Source organism: Sphingobium sp. Leaf26, assembly GCF_001421665.1.
GTDB lineage: Bacteria > Pseudomonadota > Alphaproteobacteria > Sphingomonadales > Sphingomonadaceae > Sphingobium.
The window spans coordinates 299,812-321,946 of record NZ_LMKV01000001.1 but is presented as its reverse complement, the minus strand read 5'-3'; the positions used below and the strand labels follow the sequence as shown (position 1 = coordinate 321,946).

The following is a 22,135-nucleotide window of genomic DNA, read 5'->3' as shown; positions in this document are numbered from 1 at the left end:
CAGGGAAAATGAACCAGCACAGCTCCATCAAGGGCCGGGGATCGCTGATCGAGCGGGCGACGGAAATCTATGATTTCAACGCTGCTCTGCGTGGTCGCGCCGCGCCGGTCGTCGATCCGACGGACCTGCCACCGGTGCCTGCCGTCACGCCACCGCCTGCTGCACCTGTACCGGCGGCCTTCGCTGCCGATTCGCCGGCCGCGCCCGCATTTACGCCCCGTGCGCCAGACTGGACCGGGCCGGTGCAGCCGATCGACCGAATCAAGCTGGCGGAAGCCGGCTTCCTGCGCCCCGACAGCGCAGTCACGACGATGAGCGAGGAGTTTCGCCTGCTCAAGCGCGACCTTCTGTCACAACTGCGCACCAATCCGCGCGGCAACCGCATTCTCGTTTGCTCGGCCCACAGCGGGGAAGGCAAGACCTTCTGTGCGATCAATCTGGCGCTCAGCCTGGCGGCGGAGAAGGATCGCGAGATCCTGCTGGTCGATGCTGATTTCGGCAAGCCGGGCATCCCCGCGCAACTGGGGCTGGAAACGGGACGCGGCCTGATGGATGCGCTGGCTGACCCACTGGTCGCGATCGAGGATTGCGTCATCCGTACCGACATTTCGTCGCTGTCCGTGCTGCCGGCCGGGCAGCGCAGCCATGACGATACCGAATATCTCGCATCCGCCCGTACCGAACAGTTGCTGAAGCGCCTGACCGATGGCCGGCCGGAGCGCATCATCATCTTCGATTCGCCGCCGTTGCTGGCGGCCTCGCCGGCGGCGGTGCTGGCCAGCCATGCCGCCATCGCGCTGCTGGTCGTGCGCGCCGACAAGACGTCTGAAAGCGCGCTACGCGACGCTGCGGGCATGCTGAAGGGCGGGGCGCAGGTGCAGCTTTTGCTCAATGCCGTCCGCTTCAACAGCGGTGGTCGCCGTTTCGGCAGCTATTATGCCAAGGGGGAAGCCCAGTGAAAACCGTCCGGCTCTGGACTGCAGGCGCATCGCTCGCCGCGCTGGCCGTTGCAATGCCTGTCCATGCGCAGTCGTCGTCCGACGACAAGCGCCTCGACGTCATCCCCTATATCGGGGTCGATCAGGTCGTGATGGGACCGCTGAAGGGCGGTGGCGATGTGCTGACTTACACCAACGTCACCGCTGGCGTGACGGCGGAGGTGAAGAACCGCCGCGTCGAGGCGGTAGTCGACCTGCAATATAATCACAGCTTCGGCTGGAGCAGCCAGGCAGTCGATCAGGATGTGCTGAGCGGCGTGGGCCATGCCAATTTCACCGTCGCGCCTGGCCTGTCGCTCCAGAGCGGCGGTCTTGCCACCCGCGTCCGCACTGACGGCCTGTCGGGTGCCTCGACCCAGCGCGATACCTTTACCAGCCAGGTCTGGTCCGGCTATGTCGGCCCGTCCTACACGACGCAATTGGGCGACCTCAACGTCAACGGCTCCTATCGGCTCGGCTATGCGCGGGTCGATGACAGCGTGAACCAGAACGCCGGTGCCCAGCCCAACGGCTCCTTCGCCGATAGTTGGACGCACAGCCTGTCCGGTTCGGTGGGTTTTTCGCCCAATAGGGTGCTGCCGGGGATCGGTCTGACCGCCAGCGCGGGCTATGATCGGGAGGATGCGAGCCAGCTCGACCAGCGGTTCGAGGATCTGTGGGGCCGGGTCGATGCGACCGTTCCGCTTACGCCAACGCTCGCCGCAGTCGGCGGCGTCGGTTACGAAAAGATCGAGATCAGCCAGCGTTCGCCCGAATTGGGAGCGGACGGCCTGCCGTTGATCCGCAACGGCCGTTATGTGACGGACAAGAGTTCGCCGCGCGCGCTGATGTATGATTTCGACGATATCATCTGGGACGCGGGCGTGCTGTGGCGGCCGAGCCGTCGCACGACGTTGCAGGCGCGGGTCGGTGAGCGTTATGGCGGCATGACCTATCAGGGTAGTTTCCTGTGGCAGGGCCGGGACAGCAGCGTCGCGATCATCCTGTTCGACGGCATCGACAGCTTTGGCCGCATGATCACGGCGGATGTGGCGGCTTTGTCGGGCAGCAGCTTCGATGTGGCGCGCAATCCCTTCACCGGCGACATCACCGGTTGCGCCTTTTCGGCCACCGGCGGCGGTCAGTGCTTCAACGATGCGCTGTCGGGCATCACCGACGCCAATTTCCGCTATCGTGGCGTGTCGGCGCAATATTCGTTGCGGCGCGGTCCATGGGGCTGGGGCCTGGGCGCTGGCTATTCGCAGCGCAAGTTCATCACGCCCAACGGCCAGACCGTGCTGATCCGCGGATCGCGGGACGAGAATTGGTATGGCAACGGATCGGTGAGCTATATGTTCAACGACCGGGACAGCATCGATCTGGTCAGTTACATCAACTATTTCGACGCCAGCGGCGACCGGCCCGATGTGCTGAACTATGGCGCCTTCACCAGCTATTACAAGGGCCTGTCCCGCCGCCTGTCGGCATCGGCCTCGCTGGGGCTGGACGGGGTGCAGGCGGACGATTTCGAAACGATCATCAGCGCGATGGGGCAGGTTGGCCTGCGCTACAGCTTCTGACGGGTCGGCTTGGGAGACGAGGATATGTACGATCAATATTACGGCTTGCAGGGCCGCCCGTTCCAGCTGACGCCGGACCCGCATTATTATTTCGAGAGCGCGACCCATCGCAAGGCGCTGTCCTATCTGGGCTATGGCCTTGCGCAGGGTGAGGGCTTCATCGTCATCACTGGCGACATCGGCGCGGGCAAGACCACGCTGGTCGGTCATCTGATGCAGACGATCGATCCGGCGCGCCTGACAGCGGTCAAGATCGTGTCGACGCAGGTGGAGGGCGACGACATGCTGCGCCTTGCTGCGCAGCATTTCGGCCTGTCTGTCGATGGTCAGTCCAAGGCGGCGATCCTGCATCAGGTCGAGGGCTATCTCTACGCACAGGCACGGGCCGGGCGCCGCACCCTGCTGATCGTGGATGAGGCGCAGAACCTGCCCGTTTCCGCGATCGAGGAATTGCGGATGCTGTCCAACTTCCAGTTGGGCGGGCAGTCGCTGTTGCAAATCTTCCTGCTGGGTCAGCCGGAATTTCGCGATCTCATCAAGTCGCCCGAACTGGAGCAACTGCGCCAGCGCGTGATCGCGACCCATCATCTGGAACCGATGATGGCCAATGAAATCGAGCCCTATATTCTCCATCGCCTGGCGATCGCCGGCTGGAACGGCAATCCCGCCTTCACGCCCGGTGCGTTCGCCGCGCTTTATGCCGCCACTGGCGGCGTACCGCGCCGGCTCAATGCGCTGGCCAGCCGCGTGCTGCTGCTGGGCGCGATCGAGCAACTGCACCTGATCGACGAGGAAGTCGTGGGGGCTGTCGTCGCCGACATGGGTCTGGACACGGATGTGACGCCGGAACCGATCGTGCCCTCCACGCTCGATACGGTCGAGGAGGTGGAGATGCCCGACCCGGTCGCGCTTGTCGAAGAGGAGCCGGTCGAAGACGAAGCTGCCGAGGAGGAAGACGCGGCGGATGATGTCGCGCCCTTCGCCTATCAGCCGGCGTTTGAAGAACCGGTTGCGGAAGATGACGTGGAGGATGACGCCATCGAACTGGATGTAGCCTGGGTACAGGCCGAGCCAGTCGAACCGATGGCCGACATTGTCGATCCGGTCGAGGCGGAAGAGGATGAAACCCCCGCCTTTGCTTCCAGCACCGTGGCTCCCTTTACGCGCCCGACCTTTGCGCCGCCGCGCCCGGTGGACTTTGATGCCGACCCGGAGCCGGTTGCAGCGCCCGCATGGCAGGACGAGATCGAGGACGCGCCGGTCGCCGAGCAGGATGAGCCTGTGCAGGATCAGGTGACGGAGGTCGAGGACTTCAGCGAGATCGAACTCGTCGCCGACGCTGAAGACGAAGATGAGGCGGAGCCTCTGGCGGCGATCGACGCGCCCGACGTCGATGCCCTGCGCACCGACATGCTGGGCGAGATCGAGGCGCTGCGAGCCGAGATCGCTTCGCTGCGCGCGATGCAGGCGCACGCGCCCTTCGCCCAGCCGGCTCCGGCCGCGTCGGAAATCGACCCCGAAGCCCTCAAGGCTTGCTTCACCCTGATCGAGGAACGTCTGGCGGCGCTGGAATTCCGGGCGGAGGAGCAGGACACGGCGCTGCGTCGGGTGCTGACCCTGCTGGTCGACTGGGTCGAGCGTGAGGAACGGATGGCGGACCTTCAGGAAGGCGTCGCCGCCTGACCGGTCGTTGCCGTGAATGAGTGAAGTTGGAGTGTCATGCAGAACGCCCTGTCTGTCGATGTCGAGGACTGGTTCCAGGTCGGCGCGTTCGAGCGCACGCTGCGGCGTGCCGACTGGGACGGCCTGACCCACCGGGTCGAAGGCAATACCGATGCGGTGCTGGACTTGTTCGAGCAGGCGGACGTCAAGGCGACCTTCTTCACGCTGGGCTGGGTGGCGGAACGCTATCCGGCGCTGATGCGGCGCATTGCGGACGCGGGGCATGAGGTGGCCAGCCATGGCTATGACCATGCCCGCGTCTTCACCTTCACGCCGGAAGAGTTTCGCGCCGACCTGCGCAAGGCGCGTACAATATTGGAGGATGCAAGCGGGCAGGCGGTGACCGGCTATCGGGCGCCCAGCTTCTCCATCGACCCGCGCGCACCATGGGCGCACCCGATATTGGCGGAGGAGGGCTATCGCTATTCCTCCAGTGTCGCGCCGATCCGGCATGACCATTATGGCTGGCCGGATTCGCCGCGCTTCGCCTGGAAGCCGGTGGCGGGATCGCCGCTGGTCGAACTGCCGGTGACGACCGCCAAATGGGGCAAGCGGACTTTGGCGGCGGGTGGTGGCGGCTTTTTTCGCTTGCTGCCTTATGGTTTTTCGCGCTGGGCTATCCGGCAGGTCAATGAACAGGCCGGTCGCCCTGCGATCATCTATTTCCACCCTTGGGAAATCGACCCGGACCAGCCGCGCGTGGCGGGAGCGCCGCTGCGTTCGCGGCTGCGCCATTATAGCAACCTGTCGGTGATGGCGGACAAGCTGCGCCGCCTGACGCGCGACTTCGCCTGGACCCGCGTGGATGCGCTGGCCGATGCGGAAGCGGCGCGCGCGTCATGAGGGTCGGCAATGCCGCCGATCTGGCGGTCATAATGATGGATGTCGGCGATGCGTCGCAGGCACAGGCGGTCGACGCCTTCGTCGCTGTTCATGCGCTGGGGACGCCATTCCACCGTACCGCCTGGCTGCGGGCGATTACGGCGGCGACCGGGCATCGTGCGTTGCTGCTGGCGGCGGTTGCGCCGTCCGGGGATATCAAGGGGCTGTTGCCGCTGCATCATGTTAAGAGCCGGCTGTTCGGCGAGGCGCTGGTGTCGACCGGCTTTGCCGTCGATGGTGGCTTGCTGGTCGCCGATGACCGGGCGCTGGCGCCGCTGGCCGCCGCCGCGCAGCAACTGGCGCAGGACAAAGGCGGGGTGTCGGTGGAATTGCGCGGCGGACCCGCGCCGGGTGGCGACTGGCGTCGGCGCGACGACCAATATGTCGGCTTCGTCCGGCCTCTTGCGGCCGATGATGAAGCGGAATTGCTGGCCGTGCCGCGCAAGCATCGCGCCGAACTGCGCAAGGCGCTGGCCAATCCGGCGCTGAGCATAGAAGTCGGAAGGACCGACCGGCTGCTGCGCGATCATTATCATGTCTATGCGACCAGCGTTCGCAACCTCGGCACGCCGGTCTTCCCTGCGAAACTGTTCAAGTCGGTGTTGCAGCATTTTGGCAAGGATGCCGACCTGATGGTGGTGCGGGATGGCGACCGGCCGGTGTCGGCGGTCCTCTCCCTCTATCATCAGGGTCGGGTCATGCCCTATTGGGGCGGGGGTGTTGCCGATGCGCGTCGGCTGCGCTCCAACGAACTCATGTACTACCGGCTGATGGGCCATGGTCGCATGCGCGGCATGAGCCGTTTCGACTTCGGCCGGTCAAAGCTGGGCAGCGGACAGGCGGCGTGGAAGAAGAGTTTCGGGTTCGATCCGGCACCGCGCGTCTATCATATATGGTCGGCGGACGGCGCGGTACGCGACGTCAATCCGGCCAGCGCCAAATATCAGCGGCGGATCGACCTGTGGAAGCGATTGCCATTGCCCGTGGCCAACCTGCTGGGGCCGATGATTTCACGCGGCCTTGGTTGAAACACACACCAAATATTCAACCCTGGCGCCTAGAAGCGGGTAAGGGTGACAAGGGAATATGCCTGTGAATGCAATTACCGGTCTGGGCGTCGTCGTCGACGAAGCGCGGTTGTCCGACAGCGCGACGGTCGCGGAACTGGACGCCTGGGTGCTGGCGCATCCGGACTCGACGCCCTTCCATCGTCCCGGCTGGATCATGGGGGTGGAGGCTGGAACCGGGCAGAAGGCGAAGATGCTGGTCGCCCGGCTGCTCGGCCGGGAGATTGTCGGTATATTGCCGCTGACGTCGGTGCGATCCGCTCTGTTCGGCCGCGCGCTGGTCAGCAGTGGTTTTGCCGTCGACGGGGGTATGTTGTCGACCGACCGCAAGGCTGGGCCGGCGCTGGCGGACGCGGCCTGGACGATGGCGGAGCAGCTTGGTTGCGACACGCTGGAACTGCGCGGTGGCGAAACGCCCCGTGGCGCGGCCTGGCAGGAAAAGGCGGACGCCTATCTCGGCTTTTCCCGGCCCCTCGCGGCTGACGACGAAGCGGAACTCAAGGCCGTGCCCAAGCGGCACCGCGCCGAGATCCGCAAGGGGATCGGCAACGATCTGCGCTTTGAGATGGGCCGGGACAAGCGACTGCGCGAGATCCATTATCGCCTCTATGCCCATAGCGTTCACAATCTGGGCACACCGGTCTTTCCCCGCGCCTTGTTCGATGCGATCCTGGATCGCTTCGGTGAGGATGCCGATATTGCCATGGTGTCGAAGGATGGCGTGCCGCTGTCGGCCGTCATCAGCCTCTATCATCGTGGCGCCTGCATGCCCTATTGGCACGGCGCGGCGGACGGGGCGCGGGCGATGCGATCCAATGAATTCCTCTATTTCAGCCTGATGCGCGCCGCGCGCGAGCGGGGCTGCACCATTTTCGATTTTGGCCGGTCGAAGGTCGGCACCGGCCCGGCTGCCTGGAAGAAGACATGGGGTTTCGAGGGCGAACCGCTTGGCTATCATCTGCGCACCGCGCCGGGCAAGGAAACCCGTGACGTCAATCCGCTCTCGCCCCAATATCGGCGCAAGGTCGAATTGTGGAAGAAACTGCCGGAACCGATCGCAAACCTGATCGGTCCGTATATCGCGCGGGGTCTGGGATGAGCGGAGATATCCTTTTCCTCTGCCACAGGATTCCCTTCCCGCCCGACCGGGGTGACAAGATTCGGTCCTATCATCTGCTAAAGCGCCTGGCCCAGGTTGCACCGGTCCATGTCGGCTGCTTCGCCGATGACGATCGTGACATGGGTTTCGCCGGCGAAATGACGCAGGTCGCTGCCAGCCAGTGCGTGCTGATGCGCGACCGGTCGAAGGTTGTGGCCGGGCTGACCGGCCTCGCCAAGCGGCAGTCGCTGCTCATATCCCTGTTCGATCATCCCGGCCTGCATCGCTGGGTGGCGCAGACGATGGGGGAGCGGCCGATCCGGGCCGTCGTCGCCTATTCGGCGCAGATGGCGCATTTCGTACCGGCCCTGCCGCCGGAGGTGCGCTTCCTGATGGATTTCGTCGATTTCGATTCCGCCAAATATGCGACCTATGGCGCGCAGGGTGGCGGACCGATGGGCTGGATCAACCGGCGCGAAGGCCGTGTGTTGCTCGACTTCGAGCGGCGGACGGCGGCCCGTGCCGATGTCAGCAGCTTCGTCAGCGAGGCGGAGGCGGCGTTGTTTCGCGAGGCCTGCGGGCTTGGTCCCGACCGGGTGGTGGGACTGGAGAACGGCGTGGCGCTCGATTACTTCGATCCTGCCGCGTCTTTCCCGCCGGTCGAACGGGGGGAGGGGCCGCTGCTCGTCTTCACCGGCCAGATGGATTATCGGCCCAATGTCGAGGCGGTCGAGAGTTTTACGCGCCAGACATTGCCCGCCATCCGGACCGTTCACCCCGACGCGCGCTTCGCCATTGTCGGGCGCAATCCTGCCAAGTCGGTAGAGGCATTGGCGCATTTGCCCGGCGTGATCGTGACGGGCGGCGTGCCCGACGTGCGTGGCTGGCTGGCGGCGGCGGATGTCGTTATCGCGCCGCTCCGCATCGCGCGCGGCATCCAGAACAAGGTGCTGGAGGCGATGGCGATGGGCCGGCCGGTGGTCGCCTCGCCGCAGGCCGCCGAAGGCATCGACGCCATGGATGAGACGCATTTCCTGGTCGCGGCCAATCCGGCCGAGGAAGCGGCGAAGATCGTCGCGCTGCTGGCCGATCCGGCCCGTGGCCAGCGGCTCGGCCTAGCGGCGCGGGCACGGATGGAGGAGCGCTATCGCTGGTCTACGACGCTGGGCCATCTGCCTGACCTGCTGTTCGGACGGCCTGCCGCCGACATGCAGGCCGCGTGACCGATCGCGCCATCCCGATGGACCGGCTGTCGCTCACGGATCTGGCTGGCTGGCGTGGTCATCTGACAGCATTGGGCATCGTCGCCTTCGCGATCCTGGCTTTGTTCTTCGCCGATGTGCACAGCATGGTGTCGATCTGGTGGAATGCATCCACCTTCGGCCATTGCCTCTTCATCCCGTTCCTGATCGCCTGGCTGGTGCAGCAGCGTATGCCCGGCCTGCGCCAACTGGAGCCGGTGGCCTGGGCGCCGGGGCTGCTCTGGCTGGGGCTGGGGGCGTTTGCCTGGCTGCTGGGTGCGGCGGCCGGTGTGGCGATGGTGCGGCATGCCGCGCTGGTGCTGATGTTGCAGGGGGCGACCATCGCTTTGCTGGGGCCGGCAGTGGCGCGGGCGCTGTTGTTCCCGCTTTTCTATGCTTTCTTCATGGTGCCCTTTGGTGAGGAGATCGTCCCGCCGCTGCAATTGCTGACGGCGCGGCTGGCCATGCTGCTGCTCGACCTGTCGGGCGTGCCGGCGCATATGGAGGGCATCTTCATCACCACCCCGACCGGCTATTTCGAGGTGGCCGAGGCCTGTTCGGGGGCCAAGTTCCTGATCGCCATGACCGCCTATGGCGCGCTGGTCTGCAATGTCTGCTTTTCCAGTTGGCCGCGCCGCGCGATATTCATGACCGGTGCGCTCAGCCTGTCGGTGCTGGCCAATGGAGTGCGCGCCTTCGCCACCATATTGGTCGCGCATCTGACGACGGTGGATGCCGCCGTGGGCTTCGATCATGTCGTTTATGGCTGGGTCTTCTTCGCGATCGTCATGATCGTGGTGATGGCGGCGGCCTGGCCGTTCTTCGATCGCAAGCCCGGCGATCCCTGGTTCGATCCGCGCGCATTGCAGGGCGCGGTGCACCGGCCGTCTGGCGCAGGCATGATAGCGGGCGCGGCGCTCGCGATGATCGTCGCTGCGCCACTGTGGCTTGCCGCCACTGCCGCGGCCGCCGATCCCCTGCCGCCAGTCCTGCATATGCCCAACGTGTCCGGCTGGACCCGCTCCGTCGCGCCGCAGGCCTATCCATGGAAGCCGCGCTTCGATGGCGCCGACCATTATGTGACCGGCCGCTATGCGAACGGGCGTGGGCAGGTCGTCGATCTCGCCATTGCCGCTTATGCGGCACAGGGCGAAGATCGCAAGCTGGTGGGCTTTGGCCAGGGAGCGGCCGATCCCGACAGCGAATGGGTCTGGTCGTCGCCTGCGCGCGCGCCGCGCGGCGCGCGGGGCGAACAGATCACAGCGCCCGGCCCGGTGGTGCGCCATGTGGTAAGCTTCTATCGTGTCGGCAAAGGCGCCACGACCGGCAGCCGACCCGCGATCAAGATGGCGACGATGAAGGCGCGACTGCTGGGGCAGGACCAGCGCGCCGTGGCGATCCTCGTATCGGCGGAGGACGCGGAATGGCGACCGTCCGATGCGGCCATCCATGCTTTCCTGACCGATCTGGGCAACGTGCAGCTTTTGGCTGACCGCAGCACCGGCTTGCGCTAGAGCCTATTCGCATGTGCGGCATAGCAGGCATCTTCCATCTCGAAACGGCCAAGCCCGTAGACCCGGCACGGGTGCGCGCGATGCTGGACGTCATGCCGCATCGCGGCCCGGACGGCAGCGGCATCTGGACCGCGCCGGGCGTGGGCCTTGGCCATCTGCGCCTGTCGATCATCGACCTGGAGTCCGGCGCACAGCCGATGCTGACCGAGGACGAGAGCCTGACCGTCGTGTTCAACGGCGAAATCTATAATTTCGCCGAGGTCCGCACTGAACTGGAGGCGAAGGGTCATGTCTTCCGCACCCATAGCGACACGGAAGTCATCCTCCATGGCTATCGGCAGTGGGGCGAGGAGTGCGTGCAGCGCTTCAACGGCATGTTCGCCTTTGCCCTGTTCGATGCGCGGGCGCAGGCATTGTGGCTGGTGCGCGACCGGCTGGGCGTCAAGCCGCTTCATTATACTTTGCTGTCCGACGGTAGCCTGATCTTCGGATCGGAGTTGAAGAGCCTGCTCGCCCATCCGCTGCTGCGCCGCGCGCCGGATCTGTCGGCGGTCGAGGATTATATGGCCTATGGCTATGTACCCGACGATGCCTGTCTGGTCGCAGGCGTGCGCAAGCTGGGCGCGGGCGAGACGCTGCGGCTGGTGCGCGGACGCCCTTTGCCGCAGCCGCAACGCTATTGGGACGTCAGCTTCGCCGACCGGACCAGGGCGAAGCCCGAGGCGCTGGAGGAGGAACTGGTCGCGCTGATGCGGGAGGCGGTGCGATCGCGGATGGTCGCCGATGTGCCGCTTGGCGCTTTCCTGTCGGGAGGGGTCGACAGCAGCAGCGTCGTCGCGCTGATGGCGGAAGCCTCCACGCAGGCCGTCAAGACCTGCACCATCGGCTTCGACGTCGCCAGTCTGGACGAGACGGCCTATGCCGATCGCATCGCCCGCCGTTTCGCGACCGATCATCGTACCCGAATCGTATCACCGGATGATTATGGATTGATCGACCGGCTGGCTTTCCATTTCGATGAGCCTTTTGCCGATGCGTCCGCCTTGCCGACTTTCCGGGTGTGCGAACTGGCGCGCGAGCAGGTGACGGTGGCGCTGTCGGGCGATGGCGCGGACGAAGCCTTTGCCGGATACCGCCGCCACCGCTTTCAGATGCAGGGTGAGCGGTTCCGGTCGCTGATGCCCGCATCGGTGCGCCAGCCATTGTTTGGGACGCTGGGCAAATATTATCCCAAGGCGGACTGGGCGCCACGGCCATTGCGAGCCAAGTCGACCTTCCTGGAACTGGCCGGGGAGGGCGGGGAAGCCTATGCCGCGTCGGTCGGCGTGACCCCGCATGCCCTGCGCCAGCGGCTGTTCAGCCAGGAAATGAAGAGCCGACTCGGCGCCTATCGGGCGGAGGATCGCTACATCAAGGCGATGGCCGATGCGCCGGCGCGCGATCCGCTCGACCGGGCGCAATATGCCGATATCCGCATCTGGTTGCCCGGTGACATCCTGACCAAGACCGATCGCATGAGCATGGCCGTCAGCCTTGAGGCGAGGGAGCCGCTGCTGGACCATCGGCTGGTCGAATTTGCCGCCCGCCTGCCAGTGGCCCAGCGTATTCGCGGCAATAGCGGCAAATATCTGCTGAAGAAGGCGATGGAGCCGTTCCTGCCGCAGGATATTCTCTATCGCCAGAAAATGGGCTTCGTCACGCCGATCAGCGCCTGGTTCCGTGGCGCGCTGGCGGGCGAGGCGACGGCGATCGCCGGCGGATCGGCGCTGGCCAGGACCGGCTGGTTCGATACCGCGATGCTGGCGAAGGTCGCGGCAGATCACCGGTCGGGCGTGTCCGACCATGGCCGGCTGCTCTGGCAGTTGCTGATGCTGGACAAGTCGCTGACCCGTCTGTTCGGGACTTGATCGCACCCCCTTGCAACGTATCGTCCGCAGTGCCAACGGGGCGCATGACGATGATCAGGGCGCAACGGTGACAGTCTCCAAGGAAATCGTGCGACTGCGGCTTTATGCGCTGTGCCTGGCGGGGGACATGGCGGGCCTGTTCTGTGCGTTTCTCGCCGCCAACTGGTTCGTGCTGGGCGCGCTGTGGGGGGAGCCGGGCAAGCCGCATGGCCTGGTGATGTTCGCCATGGTCGCGCCGCTCTACGCGCTGCTGGCGGTGCAGGGCGGCGCCTATGGCATCAACACGCTGGACCGGGTGCGGCGTGGCATCGTGCGCGCACTCTGGGCGCTGGCACAGGCGGCGCTGCTGATGCTGCTGTTCGTCTATCTGGGCAAGATCGCCGAGCAACTGTCGCGTCTGACCTTCATTACCGGACTGGGTTTGAGCGCTGTCGCGGTGTCACTGGTGCGGCTGGCGGTGGCGCGCCTGGCGGTGCGGGTGCTGGGCGATGTGCCGCACCTGACCGCCGTGATCCTGGATGGCGTCGCGATCGAGACGGGGCCGCATATGGATGTGATCGACGCCGATGTCGCCAACCTCCACCCCGAACGGCATGACGCGGACATGGCGGCGCGACTGGCAGCGGCGGTCGGCATGGCGGAACGGGTGATCGTCGCCTGCCCACTCGACCGGATGACCGACTGGTCGGCGGCGCTCAAGTCGCTGTCGGCGCGGGGCGAAATCGTGGTGCCCGAACTGCTGCGCTTTGCGCCCGCGCGGATCGACGAATTTGATGGCCAGCCCACGATCATAGTCGCGGGTGGTCCGCTGCATTTCCGCGATCGCCTGATCAAGCGGTTGTTCGACCTGATCGTCGCCACGGTCGCCACGATCCTGCTGTCGCCGATCCTGATCGCCGCCGCGCTGGCTGTGCGACTGACCAGCCCCGGCCCGGCGCTGTTCCGTCAGCCGCGCATCGGCAAGGATGCCCGACCCTTCGCCATCTACAAGTTCCGGTCGATGCGGGCCGAGGCGAGTGATCACAAGGCCGCGACCTTGACCAAGCGCGATGACGATCGCGTGACTCGCGTCGGCGCCTTCCTGCGCAAGACCAGCATCGATGAACTGCCGCAACTGTTCAACGTGTTGAAAGGCGAGATGAGCATCGTCGGTCCGCGCCCTCATGCCGCCGCCGCCAAGGCAGGCGACAGCCTCTATTGGGAGGTCGACGCCCGCTATTGGGAGCGGCATTGCATCAAGCCGGGCATGACCGGTCTGGCGCAGGTACGCGGCCATCGTGGGTCGACCGACCATCATCAGGATCTGATCGACCGGCTCCAGTCCGATCTGGAATATGTCAGCGACTGGTCGATCTGGCGCGACCTGCGGATCATTGTCGCGACGCTGGGCGTGCTGGTGCATCACAAGGCCTATTGAGCGATGCCGACCAACCTGATCCTTGCCGCGATCCTGCTGCTTTGCCTGATCGTCGTGGCATGGCCGTTCCTCTTCTATCCGCTGATCTTGCGCCTGTTGCCGTCACGACCGGAGGCCCCGGTCGATGGAGCGACGCCCAGCGCTTCCCTGCTGTTCTGCGCCTATAACGAAGCGGCGGCGATGCCGGAGAAGTTGGCCAATCTGGCGATGCTGAAGACGCGGCATCCGGGCCTTGAGATATTGGCTTTCGACGATGGATCATCGGACGGGACAGGTGATCTGATCGCGGCGCAGGGCAACCTTGTGACGTTGCTCCGTGGCCCCGGCCGCAGCGGCAAGGCGCATGGCATGAAGCAACTGGCGGGGCGCGCGCAGGGCGACGTGCTGATCTTCACCGACGCCAATGTGCTGCTGGATGCGGACGCGATCGACAATCTGCTTGCCCGCTATGCCGACCCGCAGATCGGCGGCGTGCTGGGTTCGCTCCATTATGTCGGCGCGGAAGACAGCGCGACCGCTTCGGTCGGCTCGCTCTATTGGCGGATCGAGGAGAAGCTGAAGGACGAGGAATCGCGGACCGGCAATGTGCTGGGCGCGGATGGCTCCATCTTCTCGATCCGGCGCAGTCTTTATCCCGATTTCCCCGACAGCGTGCTGGACGACCTGACCGTGTCGATGGCGGTGGTCTTTGCTGGCAAGCGCCTCGTCAAGGCGAAGAATGTTATCGCGCGCGAGCGCCTCGTGACCGCCCGACAGGATGAATATCGGCGCAAGGTCCGCATCGCCGCCCGCGCCTGGCACACCCATGCCTATCTGCGCCCGCAATTGCGCCGGATGGGCGCGCTCGACCGGTTCAAATATGCTTCGCGCAAGATCATACGCTGGTTCGGTGGGCTGTTCATTCTGGCCGGCGCGGTCGCCGCCGGCGCACTGGCGATGCGCCTGTCCCCGGCGCTTTACATGGCGGGCGCGCTGGGCGTGGCGCTGATCGTCTGGATCGGTATGCGGGCGAAGAGTGGTCCCTTCGCCGCGCTGGTCGATGTGCTGATCGCCTATGCCGCGACGTTGCAGGGCGTGGGCAGGGCGATGACGGGGCGGACCGTCACCATATGGAACCCCGCCCAGTCACGCTGACAGGCTCTTATTGCCCCTTCACATAGACCCGCTTGCCGCCGATCCAGGTTTCCAGCACCTGCGTCTGCCGGATGTCGGCGGGACGCGACGTTGAAATGTCCCGGTCGATCAACAGGAAGTCGGCGCGCTGGCCGGGGACCAGACTGCCGAACTTCTTTTCGGCAAAACCGGCATAGGCCGCCTGCCGCGTGAAGCCGTCCAGCGCGGCTTCGAACCCGATCCGCTGCTCCGGTTTCCAGCCGCCGGCCGGCTCGCCCTGCGCATCCTCACGGGTCATCGCCACGGCAATGCCGGCGAAGGGGTTGGGGCTTTCCACTGGCACGTCGGAGCCGAAGGCGAGGGGGACGCGATTGTCCAGCATCGTTTTCCACGCATAGGCGCCATCGAGCCGGGCCTCGCCAAGGCGCGCGGTCGCCATGCGCCAGTCTGACGCTTCATGCACCGGCTGCATCGACGCGATCGCGCCGAGCGGGCCGAAGCGTGGCAGGTCGGTCGGGCTGATGATCTGGGCATGTTCCACACGCCAGCGCCGGTCGCCCTTATAGGTGTCGTTCAGTTCCTCGATCGCATTCAGCAATTCATGATTGGCCGCATCGCCGATCGCGTGGACCGCGACCTGGAAATTGTCCATCGCCGCGCGGCTCATGAAATTGCGCAATTGCGTGTCGGGGATCATCGGCAGGCCACGCTGGCCCGGCGCGTCGGCATAGTCGGCACGCAACCATGCCCCGCGCGATCCCAGCGCGCCGTCCAGCAGCAGTTTTACGCCACCCATGCGCAGATGATCGTCATAGAGCCAGGGCGTCGGCTCCGGCCCGGCGATCAGGATCATATTGTCGATGCCATAGGCGTAGGACATGATTCGTACGCGCAGCGCGCCGCGATCGCCCGATCGGCGGAAGGCCTGCCAATCCTCGATGCTGGTGCCCATGTCGGCAATGCCGGTGATGCCGGTCGCCAGCAGCGCCCGTTGCGCCTTCTCCAGCGCAATGTCGCGATCCTTGGGAGCCGGTGGTGGCACGACCTTCTGGATCAGGTCCATCGCCTTGTCGACGAAGACGCCGGCTGGCTTGCCGCCCGCCATCTCGATCCGGCCGCCCATGGGCGCCTTGGTCGTGGCCGTGATGCCCGCCGCGCGGATCGCGGCGCTGTTGGCCCAGCCGGCATGGCCGTCGACCCGCTCCAGCCACACCGGCATGTCGCCGACCGCGGCATCCAGTTCGGTGGCGGTAGGAAAGCGGCCAAGGCCCCATCGTTCCTGGTTCCAGCCGGTGCCGATGATCCATTTGCGGCTGTCATTGGCCTGCGCATAGGCGCGAATCTTCGCCTGCGCTTCGGCCAGCGATCGCGTCTCCGAAAGGTCGAGCGTGATGAGCGACAGGCCATAGCCCATCACATGGCCATGCGCGTCGATCAGGCCGGGTATCAGCGTCTTTCCGCCGGCATCCATCTTGAAAGACAGTGTCTTGGGACGTTCGGGCCAAGGCTGCCCCTTCTTCGGCTTCTTGGGCTTATATTCCGGCTCCTTGTAGCGCTCTGTCAGCAGCTTTTCGACCTTGCCGTCATCGTCGATCTGCAAGGCGACGAAGCGCACCACCTTGCCGCTGGGGTCGAGCGCGATGCCGTTCACATTGTCGATTACGCCGGAGGCTAGCGCGGGCATGGCCAGAGCGAGGGGAAGCGTGAGCGCGGCGACGGCCGCCAGCCATGTCGCCTTCATGCGCGGGTGATCCGCCGCACGAGCGCGCTGGTATCCTGCCGGTTACCGCCCAGCGCCTGCACATCGGCGTAGAATTGATCGACCATCGCCGTCACCGGCAGGGTCGCGCCATTGGCCCGCGCCTCTTCCAGCGCCAGCCCCAGATCCTTGCGCATCCAGTCGACCGCGAAACCGAAATCGAAACTGTCCTGTGCCATCGTCTTCCATCGATTTTCCATCTGCCAGCTTTGCGCCGCGCCGCCGGAAATCGCCTCGAAAACCCTGTCGAGATCGAGTTCGGCCGCCTGCGCGAAACGCAGCGCTTCCGACAGGCCCTGCAACAGGCCGCCGATGCAGATCTGGTTGACCATCTTGGTGGTCTGGCCCGCACCCGCCGTGCCGACATGCACGATCCGCGCGGCATAGGCCTGCATCACGAGCTTTGCCGCCGCGACCGCCGGTTCAATGCCGCCGCACATGATCGACAGCTTACCATTTTCGGCGCCAGTCTGCCCGCCCGACACCGGCGCATCGACGCTGTGGATGCCGCGGCTTTCGCCTTCCACGAACAACTGCCGCGCGATCCGCGCCGACACGGTGGTATGATCGATGAACAGGCTGCCGTCGCGCATCGTCCGAAACGCGCCCTCGCGACCCAGCGTGATCTGCGAGAGATCATCGTCATTGCCGACGCAACTGACGACGATATCCGCGTCTTCCGCCGCCTTGGCCGGCGTGATCGCCACCGCGCCGCCATAGGCTTCCGCCCATAGCTTCGCCTTGCCGATGGAGCGATTATAGACGGTCAGGCTATGCCCCGCCTTGGCCAGATGTCCTGCCATGGGGCCGCCCATGACGCCCAGCCCGATAAAAGCGATATTAGCCATATGCCCCGTACATTTAGTGCGTAGGCCCTGCCATAGGGCCAGTTTTACGTCAGTGCCAGTTTCTTCGCCCGCAATTTTCGTTTAGGGGCGCGATCATGACTACGCTCGCAAAGATCGAAAGCGCCCTGCCGCTGCCCATCACCGTCGATGACATCCTTGCCGCCCGGACCCGTATTTCGGGTGCGCTCGTCAAGACGCCGACGCTGATTAGCCAGACGCTTTCCAATATGTTGGGTTGCAACGTCTATTTGAAATTCGAAAATCTCCAGTTTACCGCCGCGTACAAGGAACGCGGCGCACTCAACCGCCTGCTGCAACTGGACGATGCGGCGAAGTCCAAGGGCGTGATCGCTGCGTCGGCGGGCAACCATGCGCAGGGCCTTGCCTATCATGGCAAGCGGCTGGGTGTGCCGGTGACCATCGTCATGCCCACCACGACCCCCACGGTAAAGGTGACGCAGACGCAGGGCCATGGTGCGACCGTGGTGCAATATGGCGAGAAATTCGACGATGCCTATGCGCATGCGCGCCTGCTGGAGGTGGAGCAGGGCCTGACCTTCGTGCATCCGTTCGATGAGCCGGACATCATGGCCGGGCAGGGCACGGTGGCGTTGGAAATGCTGGAAGACGCGCCGCAGATCGACACTTTGGTGATCCCGATCGGCGGCGGCGGCCTGTTTTCGGGGATGGCGACGGCGGCGCGGGCGATGAAACCGGATATCCGGCTGGTCGGCGTGCAGGCCGAACTGTATCCGTCCATGTATGATTTCATCAAGGGCGCGGAACTGGCCTGCGATGGCGATACGCTGGCGGAGGGCATCGCGGTCAAGCAGCCCGGCGACATCACGCGCCGCGTGGTCGAGCGGCTGGCGGACGATATCCTGCTGGTCACCGAGCGACGGCTGGAGGAGGCGGTCAGCCTGCTGCTCCAGATCGAGAAGACGGTGGTCGAAGGCGCCGGCGCTGCGGGGCTTGCTGCATTGTTGACCTATCGGGAGCAATTTGTCGGGCGCAATGTCGGGCTGGTGCTGACCGGTGGCAATATCGACACGCGCCTGCTGGCCAATGTGCTGCTGCGTGATCTGGCCCGTTCCGGCCGTCTGGCGCGGCTGCGCATCATCCTTCAGGATCGGCCCGGCGCGCTGTTCCATGTCGCCCGCATCTTCGATCAGGAGGCGGTCAATATCCTGGAACTGGCGCATCAGCGGATCTTCACCAATCTGCCGGCCAAGGGCCTCAGCCTCGACGTAGAATGCGAAACGCGGGACCGGGCGCATCTCCAGCGGCTGATCGCGGCGCTTGGCGAAGCAGGCTATGAGGTGGCGCCGATCGAGGTCGCTTAGGGGTGGGACAATGGTCCCCGTTTTTTCGTGGTAAACGCTCTTTTCAGAGGGGCGGCGGGACGGCATATAGCTGAACATGACCGAACCCCGCCGTCACCATGAATGGGAGCCTGGAGCGTGACAGCCGCTTTTCGTTTTCCCCGATTCTTCGTGACCAACCCCAGCCCATGCCCCTATCTGCCGGGCAAGAGCGAGCGGAAGGTGTTCACCGAACTGAACGGCGACAATGCCGCGGAACTGAATGATGCGCTGGGCCGCATCGGTTTTCGCCGGAGCCAGAATGTCGCCTACCGCCCAAGCTGCGCGGACTGTTCCGCCTGCGTGTCGGTGCGCGTCGTCGCCAATGAATTTCAGCCCAATTCGACCCAGCGCAAGCTGATTCGGCGCAACAGCGATTTGATCGCCACGGCGTGCAAGCCTTGGTCTACGGAGGAGCAATTCGCATTGCTCCAGCGCTATCTGGTCGATCGCCATCCCGGTGGCGGCATGACCGAGATGGACGAGATGGACTTTGCCGACATGGTCGAGCAGACGCCGGTCGACAGCTATATCATCGAATATCGCGAACCCGGTGTCGATGGCCGCCCCGGCAAGCTGATCGGAGCCTGCCTGACTGACCGGCAGGGCGATGGCCTGTCGATGATCTACAGCTTCTTCGACACGACGCTGGAGCATCGACCGGGCCTGGGCAATTACATCATCCTGGACCATATCACCCGCGCGGCAACCGCAGGCTTGCCCTATGTCTATCTCGGCTACTGGGTCGAAGGGTCGCAGCGGATGCAGTACAAGGTCCGCTATCGCCCGCTGGAAAAGCTCAGCCGGGCTGGCTGGGTGCGGTTCGATCCGCATGAACAGGCGCAGGCCATTCGCGGTGTTCAGCAGCGTGACGAGCCGCCACTGCCGGTGGAACTGGTGAGCATGTTCCGCAAATGAAGCCGGATCAGTTAGACTTTGGTCTAAGTTATTGAATAATATTGGCCATGTTCTTCATGGGACTTGGTCAATTTCTTTAACTTTCTTTGCTACCCCTTCCTGATGCGCGGAGAAAGAGGCATCGGATCGGGAGCGGCTCATGGACCGTTTTGCTGATCGGCGATTTCACGACGCTCGGTTGACGCCGGGCGACGACGTCGTCGCGCAACACCTATTCCCGTATCGCAACGACCCGCTGTTCTCGCCGGTTTTCGACCGGGTATCGCCACCACTCTTGCGCTGGGTCGCGGATCATCGTGGCCGGCTGATCGCGATCCAGCAGGAAAACAGCCGTTTCCGTCCCCGATTCGTCGCCGATCCGATCGGCTTCGGCTGGCGCAGCCTGTTGTCGGATGCTGACAGGCGCACCGTGCTGGCAATGGCCCGCTCCGGCGACCGGCCGCATGCGCTGACGCTGTCGCTGCGCTGCGTCGACGGCCAGACACGTTGGTGCACGATCCGCATGGTCTGTGTGGAGGGGACGGGGCAGCCGCGCTGGTACGGCACGGTCGAGGATGTCCACGAACGGCATGATCGCGATTCGCGCGTCCTGGCGGCGGCGCTGGCTGAAAGCCGCGAACATTATCGGTCTTCGGTCGAACTCAGCCCGCAAGTGCCCTGGACCGCCAATCCCAGGGGCAGCATCGAGGAAGTAGGGCCGCGCTGGTTGGACCTGACCGGCATGGCACCCGAAAAGGCGCTGGGCACCGGCTGGCTGGGGGCGTTGCATCCCGATGACATGCAGCGGACCGTTGCCGTGTGGAGCGGCCATCTGGCCAGCGGCGCGCCGGTCGACATAGACTATCGCATTCGCCTGCGCGACGGCGGCTATCGCTGGATGCGCGCGCGAGCGTCGGCGCGGCGCGATCTATCCGGCACGATTCTGCGCTGGTACGGGACATTGGAGGATGTCCATGCCGAACGGCTCGCGCAAACGGCGCTCACGGACAGTGAGGAGCGATTCCGTCTCGCGGTGCAATCGGCGCGGCTCGGCATCTGGGACGTTGATTGCCTCACTGGTTCACGCACCTGGTCGGACGAGTTTCGCCGCATGCTGGGGCTGGATGATCATCAGCCTGCGACGACGGAACTGGCGTTGTCGCTGGTGCATCCCGGCGATCGCGATCGGCTGAAATATATGCTGGATGCTGTCGCGGCCGGCACGTTGCCGCCGCATTTCGAAGCGACGCTGCGCGTGCACCGTGCCGACACCGGGGCGCTGCGTTGGATTCGCAGTACCGGTTGGATGACGCGATCGGATGCCGGCCGTCCATTGCGCATCATCGTCACCTTCCGCGACGTCACCGAAGAACATGATGCGGACGAGCGTATCCGCTGGGCGGCGACTCATGATCCGATGACGCGACTGCCCAATCGTACGCTGTGGCAGGCGGCGCTGGAGGAGATGGCGGCACGGGCGCAGGCGGAGGGGCGCAGCTTTGGCCTGCTGCTGCTCGACATAGATGATCTCAAGCGCACCAACGATTCCATGGGCCATGATGCCGGCGATGCCCTGCTCTGCGCCTTCGCCGAGCGGCTGGCGTCGGTGGCGCCGGCCGATGCCGTGCTGGGCCGGCTGGGCGGCGACGAGTTCGGATTGGCGGCGCCGTCACTGACCGATAGCGCGGCACTGGAGCGGCTGAGCGCGACGCTGATCGACAATGTCCGCATGCCCCATGTCCATCAGGGGCGCTCGCTGGAATGCGGCGTCAGCATCGGCGGGGCCGTATTCGGCGTCCATGCCGACCGGGCGGAAGATCTGCTCAAGGCCGCCGATCTGGCGCTCTATGCTTCCAAAGCCGCGGGGCGGGGGCGGCTGACATTGTTCCAGTCCACCCTGCGGGCGCAGGCGCAGCAACGCACCTCGATGATCCGCATGGCGCGCCAGGTGGTGACCGAACGGCTGGCGACGCCTTTCTACCAGCCGCGTATCGACATGCGCAGTGGACGGGTGCTGGGGTATGAGGCGCTGTTGCGCTGGCATCATCCCCGAATGGGCGTGCAGTTGCCGGGCACGATCGCTGCGGCGTTCGACCATGCGGAGATTGCGGTGGCACTCACCGGGCAAATGCTGGACGCGATACTGGTCGATCTGCAATGTTGGCTGCGTTCGGGGTTAGATCCGGGGCGGGTCGCGATCAATGCGGCGGCGGCGGATTTTGCCAGCGGCGATTTTGCCGATCGGGTGCTCAGCCTGCTGGATCGCGCCAATGTCCCCACCAAGCATTTCGAGATCGAGGTGACGGAAAGCGTGTTCCTGGGCCGTGGGGCCGATCAGGTCGGCGATACGCTGCAACATTTTTCGGATGCCGGGGTGCAGGTTGCGCTGGATGATTTTGGCACCGGCTTCGCCTCGCTCACCCATCTGAAGCAATATCCGGTCGATGTGCTGAAGATCGACCGCAGCTTCGTCAGCAATATCGAGCAGGACGCGGGGGATGCCGCGATCGTCGATGCGATCGTGAAACTGGGTGGCAGCTTCGGCATGGAAGTGGTGGCCGAAGGCGTGGAAACCGCAGCCCAGGCCGATTTCCTGCTACGTCAGGGCTGTATCGTCGGGCAGGGTTTTCATCTTGGTCGGCCGCAACCGGTTACGGCTTTCTCGCCCCCGAAATCCGGTTCGCAATAATAGGACGGACCCGAAGGCCCGGCCCGGCCCGGCGTCGTGACTCGCCGGGCCTTATTCTCACG

General features: G+C 65.0%; 15 protein-coding genes and 1 pseudogene. 14 read left to right on the top strand and 2 right to left on the bottom strand.

Features of this window, described 5'->3' with window-relative positions; genetic code table 11:
• Nucleotides 1–8 precede the first annotated feature (8 nt).
• The 11 genes and pseudogenes from ASE85_RS01530 (at nucleotide 9) to ASE85_RS01480 (ending at nucleotide 14,540) form a co-directional block, all read left to right on the top strand.
• Nucleotides 9–959 carry an AAA family ATPase gene (locus ASE85_RS01530; RefSeq protein WP_056682390.1) on the top strand — a complete coding sequence of 317 codons (951 nt, stop codon included), beginning with the start codon at nucleotides 9–11 and terminating at the stop codon, nucleotides 957–959.
• 53 nt (nucleotides 960–1,012) lie between these two features.
• Nucleotides 1,013–2,557 (top strand): hypothetical protein, encoded by a 1,545-nt coding sequence (locus tag ASE85_RS01525; RefSeq protein WP_056684205.1) that lies wholly within the window; start codon nucleotides 1,013–1,015, stop codon nucleotides 2,555–2,557.
• Nucleotides 2,558–2,581: 24 nt separating this feature from the next.
• Nucleotides 2,582–3,443: pseudogene (locus tag ASE85_RS24320) on the top strand (XrtA/PEP-CTERM system-associated ATPase); the annotation flags it as partial.
• A gap of 833 nt (nucleotides 3,444–4,276) precedes the next feature.
• Nucleotides 4,277–5,122 (top strand): XrtA system polysaccharide deacetylase, encoded by an 846-nt coding sequence (locus ASE85_RS01515; RefSeq protein ID WP_056682384.1) that lies wholly within the window; start codon nucleotides 4,277–4,279, stop codon nucleotides 5,120–5,122.
• Entirely contained in the window at nucleotides 5,119–6,189 is a 1,071-nt protein-coding gene (locus ASE85_RS01510; protein WP_056682383.1) for a FemAB family XrtA/PEP-CTERM system-associated protein, read from the top strand. The genes ASE85_RS01515 and ASE85_RS01510 overlap by 4 nt, the downstream gene beginning before the upstream one ends.
• A gap of 64 nt (nucleotides 6,190–6,253) precedes the next feature.
• The gene (locus ASE85_RS01505; RefSeq protein WP_056682381.1) at nucleotides 6,254–7,327 is read left to right on the top strand and encodes a FemAB family XrtA/PEP-CTERM system-associated protein; all 1,074 of its coding nucleotides are present in this window, start codon (nucleotides 6,254–6,256) and stop codon (nucleotides 7,325–7,327) included.
• The gene (locus ASE85_RS01500; protein WP_056682378.1) at nucleotides 7,324–8,550 is read left to right on the top strand and encodes a TIGR03087 family PEP-CTERM/XrtA system glycosyltransferase; all 1,227 of its coding nucleotides are present in this window, start codon (nucleotides 7,324–7,326) and stop codon (nucleotides 8,548–8,550) included. Before ASE85_RS01505 ends, ASE85_RS01500 begins: the two co-directional genes overlap by 4 nt.
• Before the next feature lie 17 nt (nucleotides 8,551–8,567).
• Nucleotides 8,568–10,082, top strand: a complete 1,515-nt coding sequence (gene xrtA / locus ASE85_RS01495) for an exosortase A (RefSeq protein WP_443018471.1) — start codon at nucleotides 8,568–8,570, stop codon at nucleotides 10,080–10,082.
• 11 nt (nucleotides 10,083–10,093) lie between these two features.
• Nucleotides 10,094–11,989 carry an XrtA/PEP-CTERM system amidotransferase gene (locus ASE85_RS01490; protein ID WP_056682372.1) on the top strand — a complete coding sequence of 632 codons (1,896 nt, stop codon included), beginning with the start codon at nucleotides 10,094–10,096 and terminating at the stop codon, nucleotides 11,987–11,989.
• A gap of 67 nt (nucleotides 11,990–12,056) precedes the next feature.
• A complete protein-coding gene (locus ASE85_RS01485) occupies nucleotides 12,057–13,406 on the top strand; it encodes a sugar transferase (protein WP_056684202.1) in 1,350 nt (449 codons plus the stop codon).
• 3 nt (nucleotides 13,407–13,409) lie between these two features.
• The gene (locus ASE85_RS01480; protein ID WP_056682370.1) at nucleotides 13,410–14,540 is read left to right on the top strand and encodes a glycosyltransferase family 2 protein; all 1,131 of its coding nucleotides are present in this window, start codon (nucleotides 13,410–13,412) and stop codon (nucleotides 14,538–14,540) included.
• 7 nt (nucleotides 14,541–14,547) lie between these two features.
• Here the strand turns inward: ASE85_RS01480 and ASE85_RS01475 are convergent, their stop codons facing one another.
• Nucleotides 14,548–16,260, bottom strand: coding sequence for an amidohydrolase (locus ASE85_RS01475; RefSeq protein ID WP_056682367.1), 1,713 nt, complete (start codon nucleotides 16,258–16,260; stop codon nucleotides 14,548–14,550).
• A complete protein-coding gene (locus tag ASE85_RS01470) occupies nucleotides 16,257–17,126 on the bottom strand; it encodes an NAD(P)-dependent oxidoreductase (RefSeq protein WP_056682364.1) in 870 nt (289 codons plus the stop codon). Before ASE85_RS01470 ends, ASE85_RS01475 begins: the two co-directional genes overlap by 4 nt.
• 95 nt (nucleotides 17,127–17,221) lie before the next feature.
• On the opposite strand from ASE85_RS01470, the gene ASE85_RS01465 reads away from it, so the two are divergent.
• From ASE85_RS01465 to ASE85_RS01455, 3 genes are all read left to right on the top strand, one after another.
• Complete coding sequence (locus ASE85_RS01465; RefSeq protein ID WP_056682363.1) at nucleotides 17,222–18,469, top strand: threonine ammonia-lyase; 1,248 nt, start codon at nucleotides 17,222–17,224, stop codon at nucleotides 18,467–18,469.
• 117 nt (nucleotides 18,470–18,586) lie between these two features.
• The gene (locus tag ASE85_RS01460; RefSeq protein ID WP_056684199.1) at nucleotides 18,587–19,405 is read left to right on the top strand and encodes an arginyltransferase; all 819 of its coding nucleotides are present in this window, start codon (nucleotides 18,587–18,589) and stop codon (nucleotides 19,403–19,405) included.
• Between the two features lie 139 nt (nucleotides 19,406–19,544).
• Nucleotides 19,545–22,073 carry a sensor domain-containing protein gene (locus ASE85_RS01455; RefSeq protein WP_056682360.1) on the top strand — a complete coding sequence of 843 codons (2,529 nt, stop codon included), beginning with the start codon at nucleotides 19,545–19,547 and terminating at the stop codon, nucleotides 22,071–22,073.
• Nucleotides 22,074–22,135: the final 62 nt, after the last annotated feature.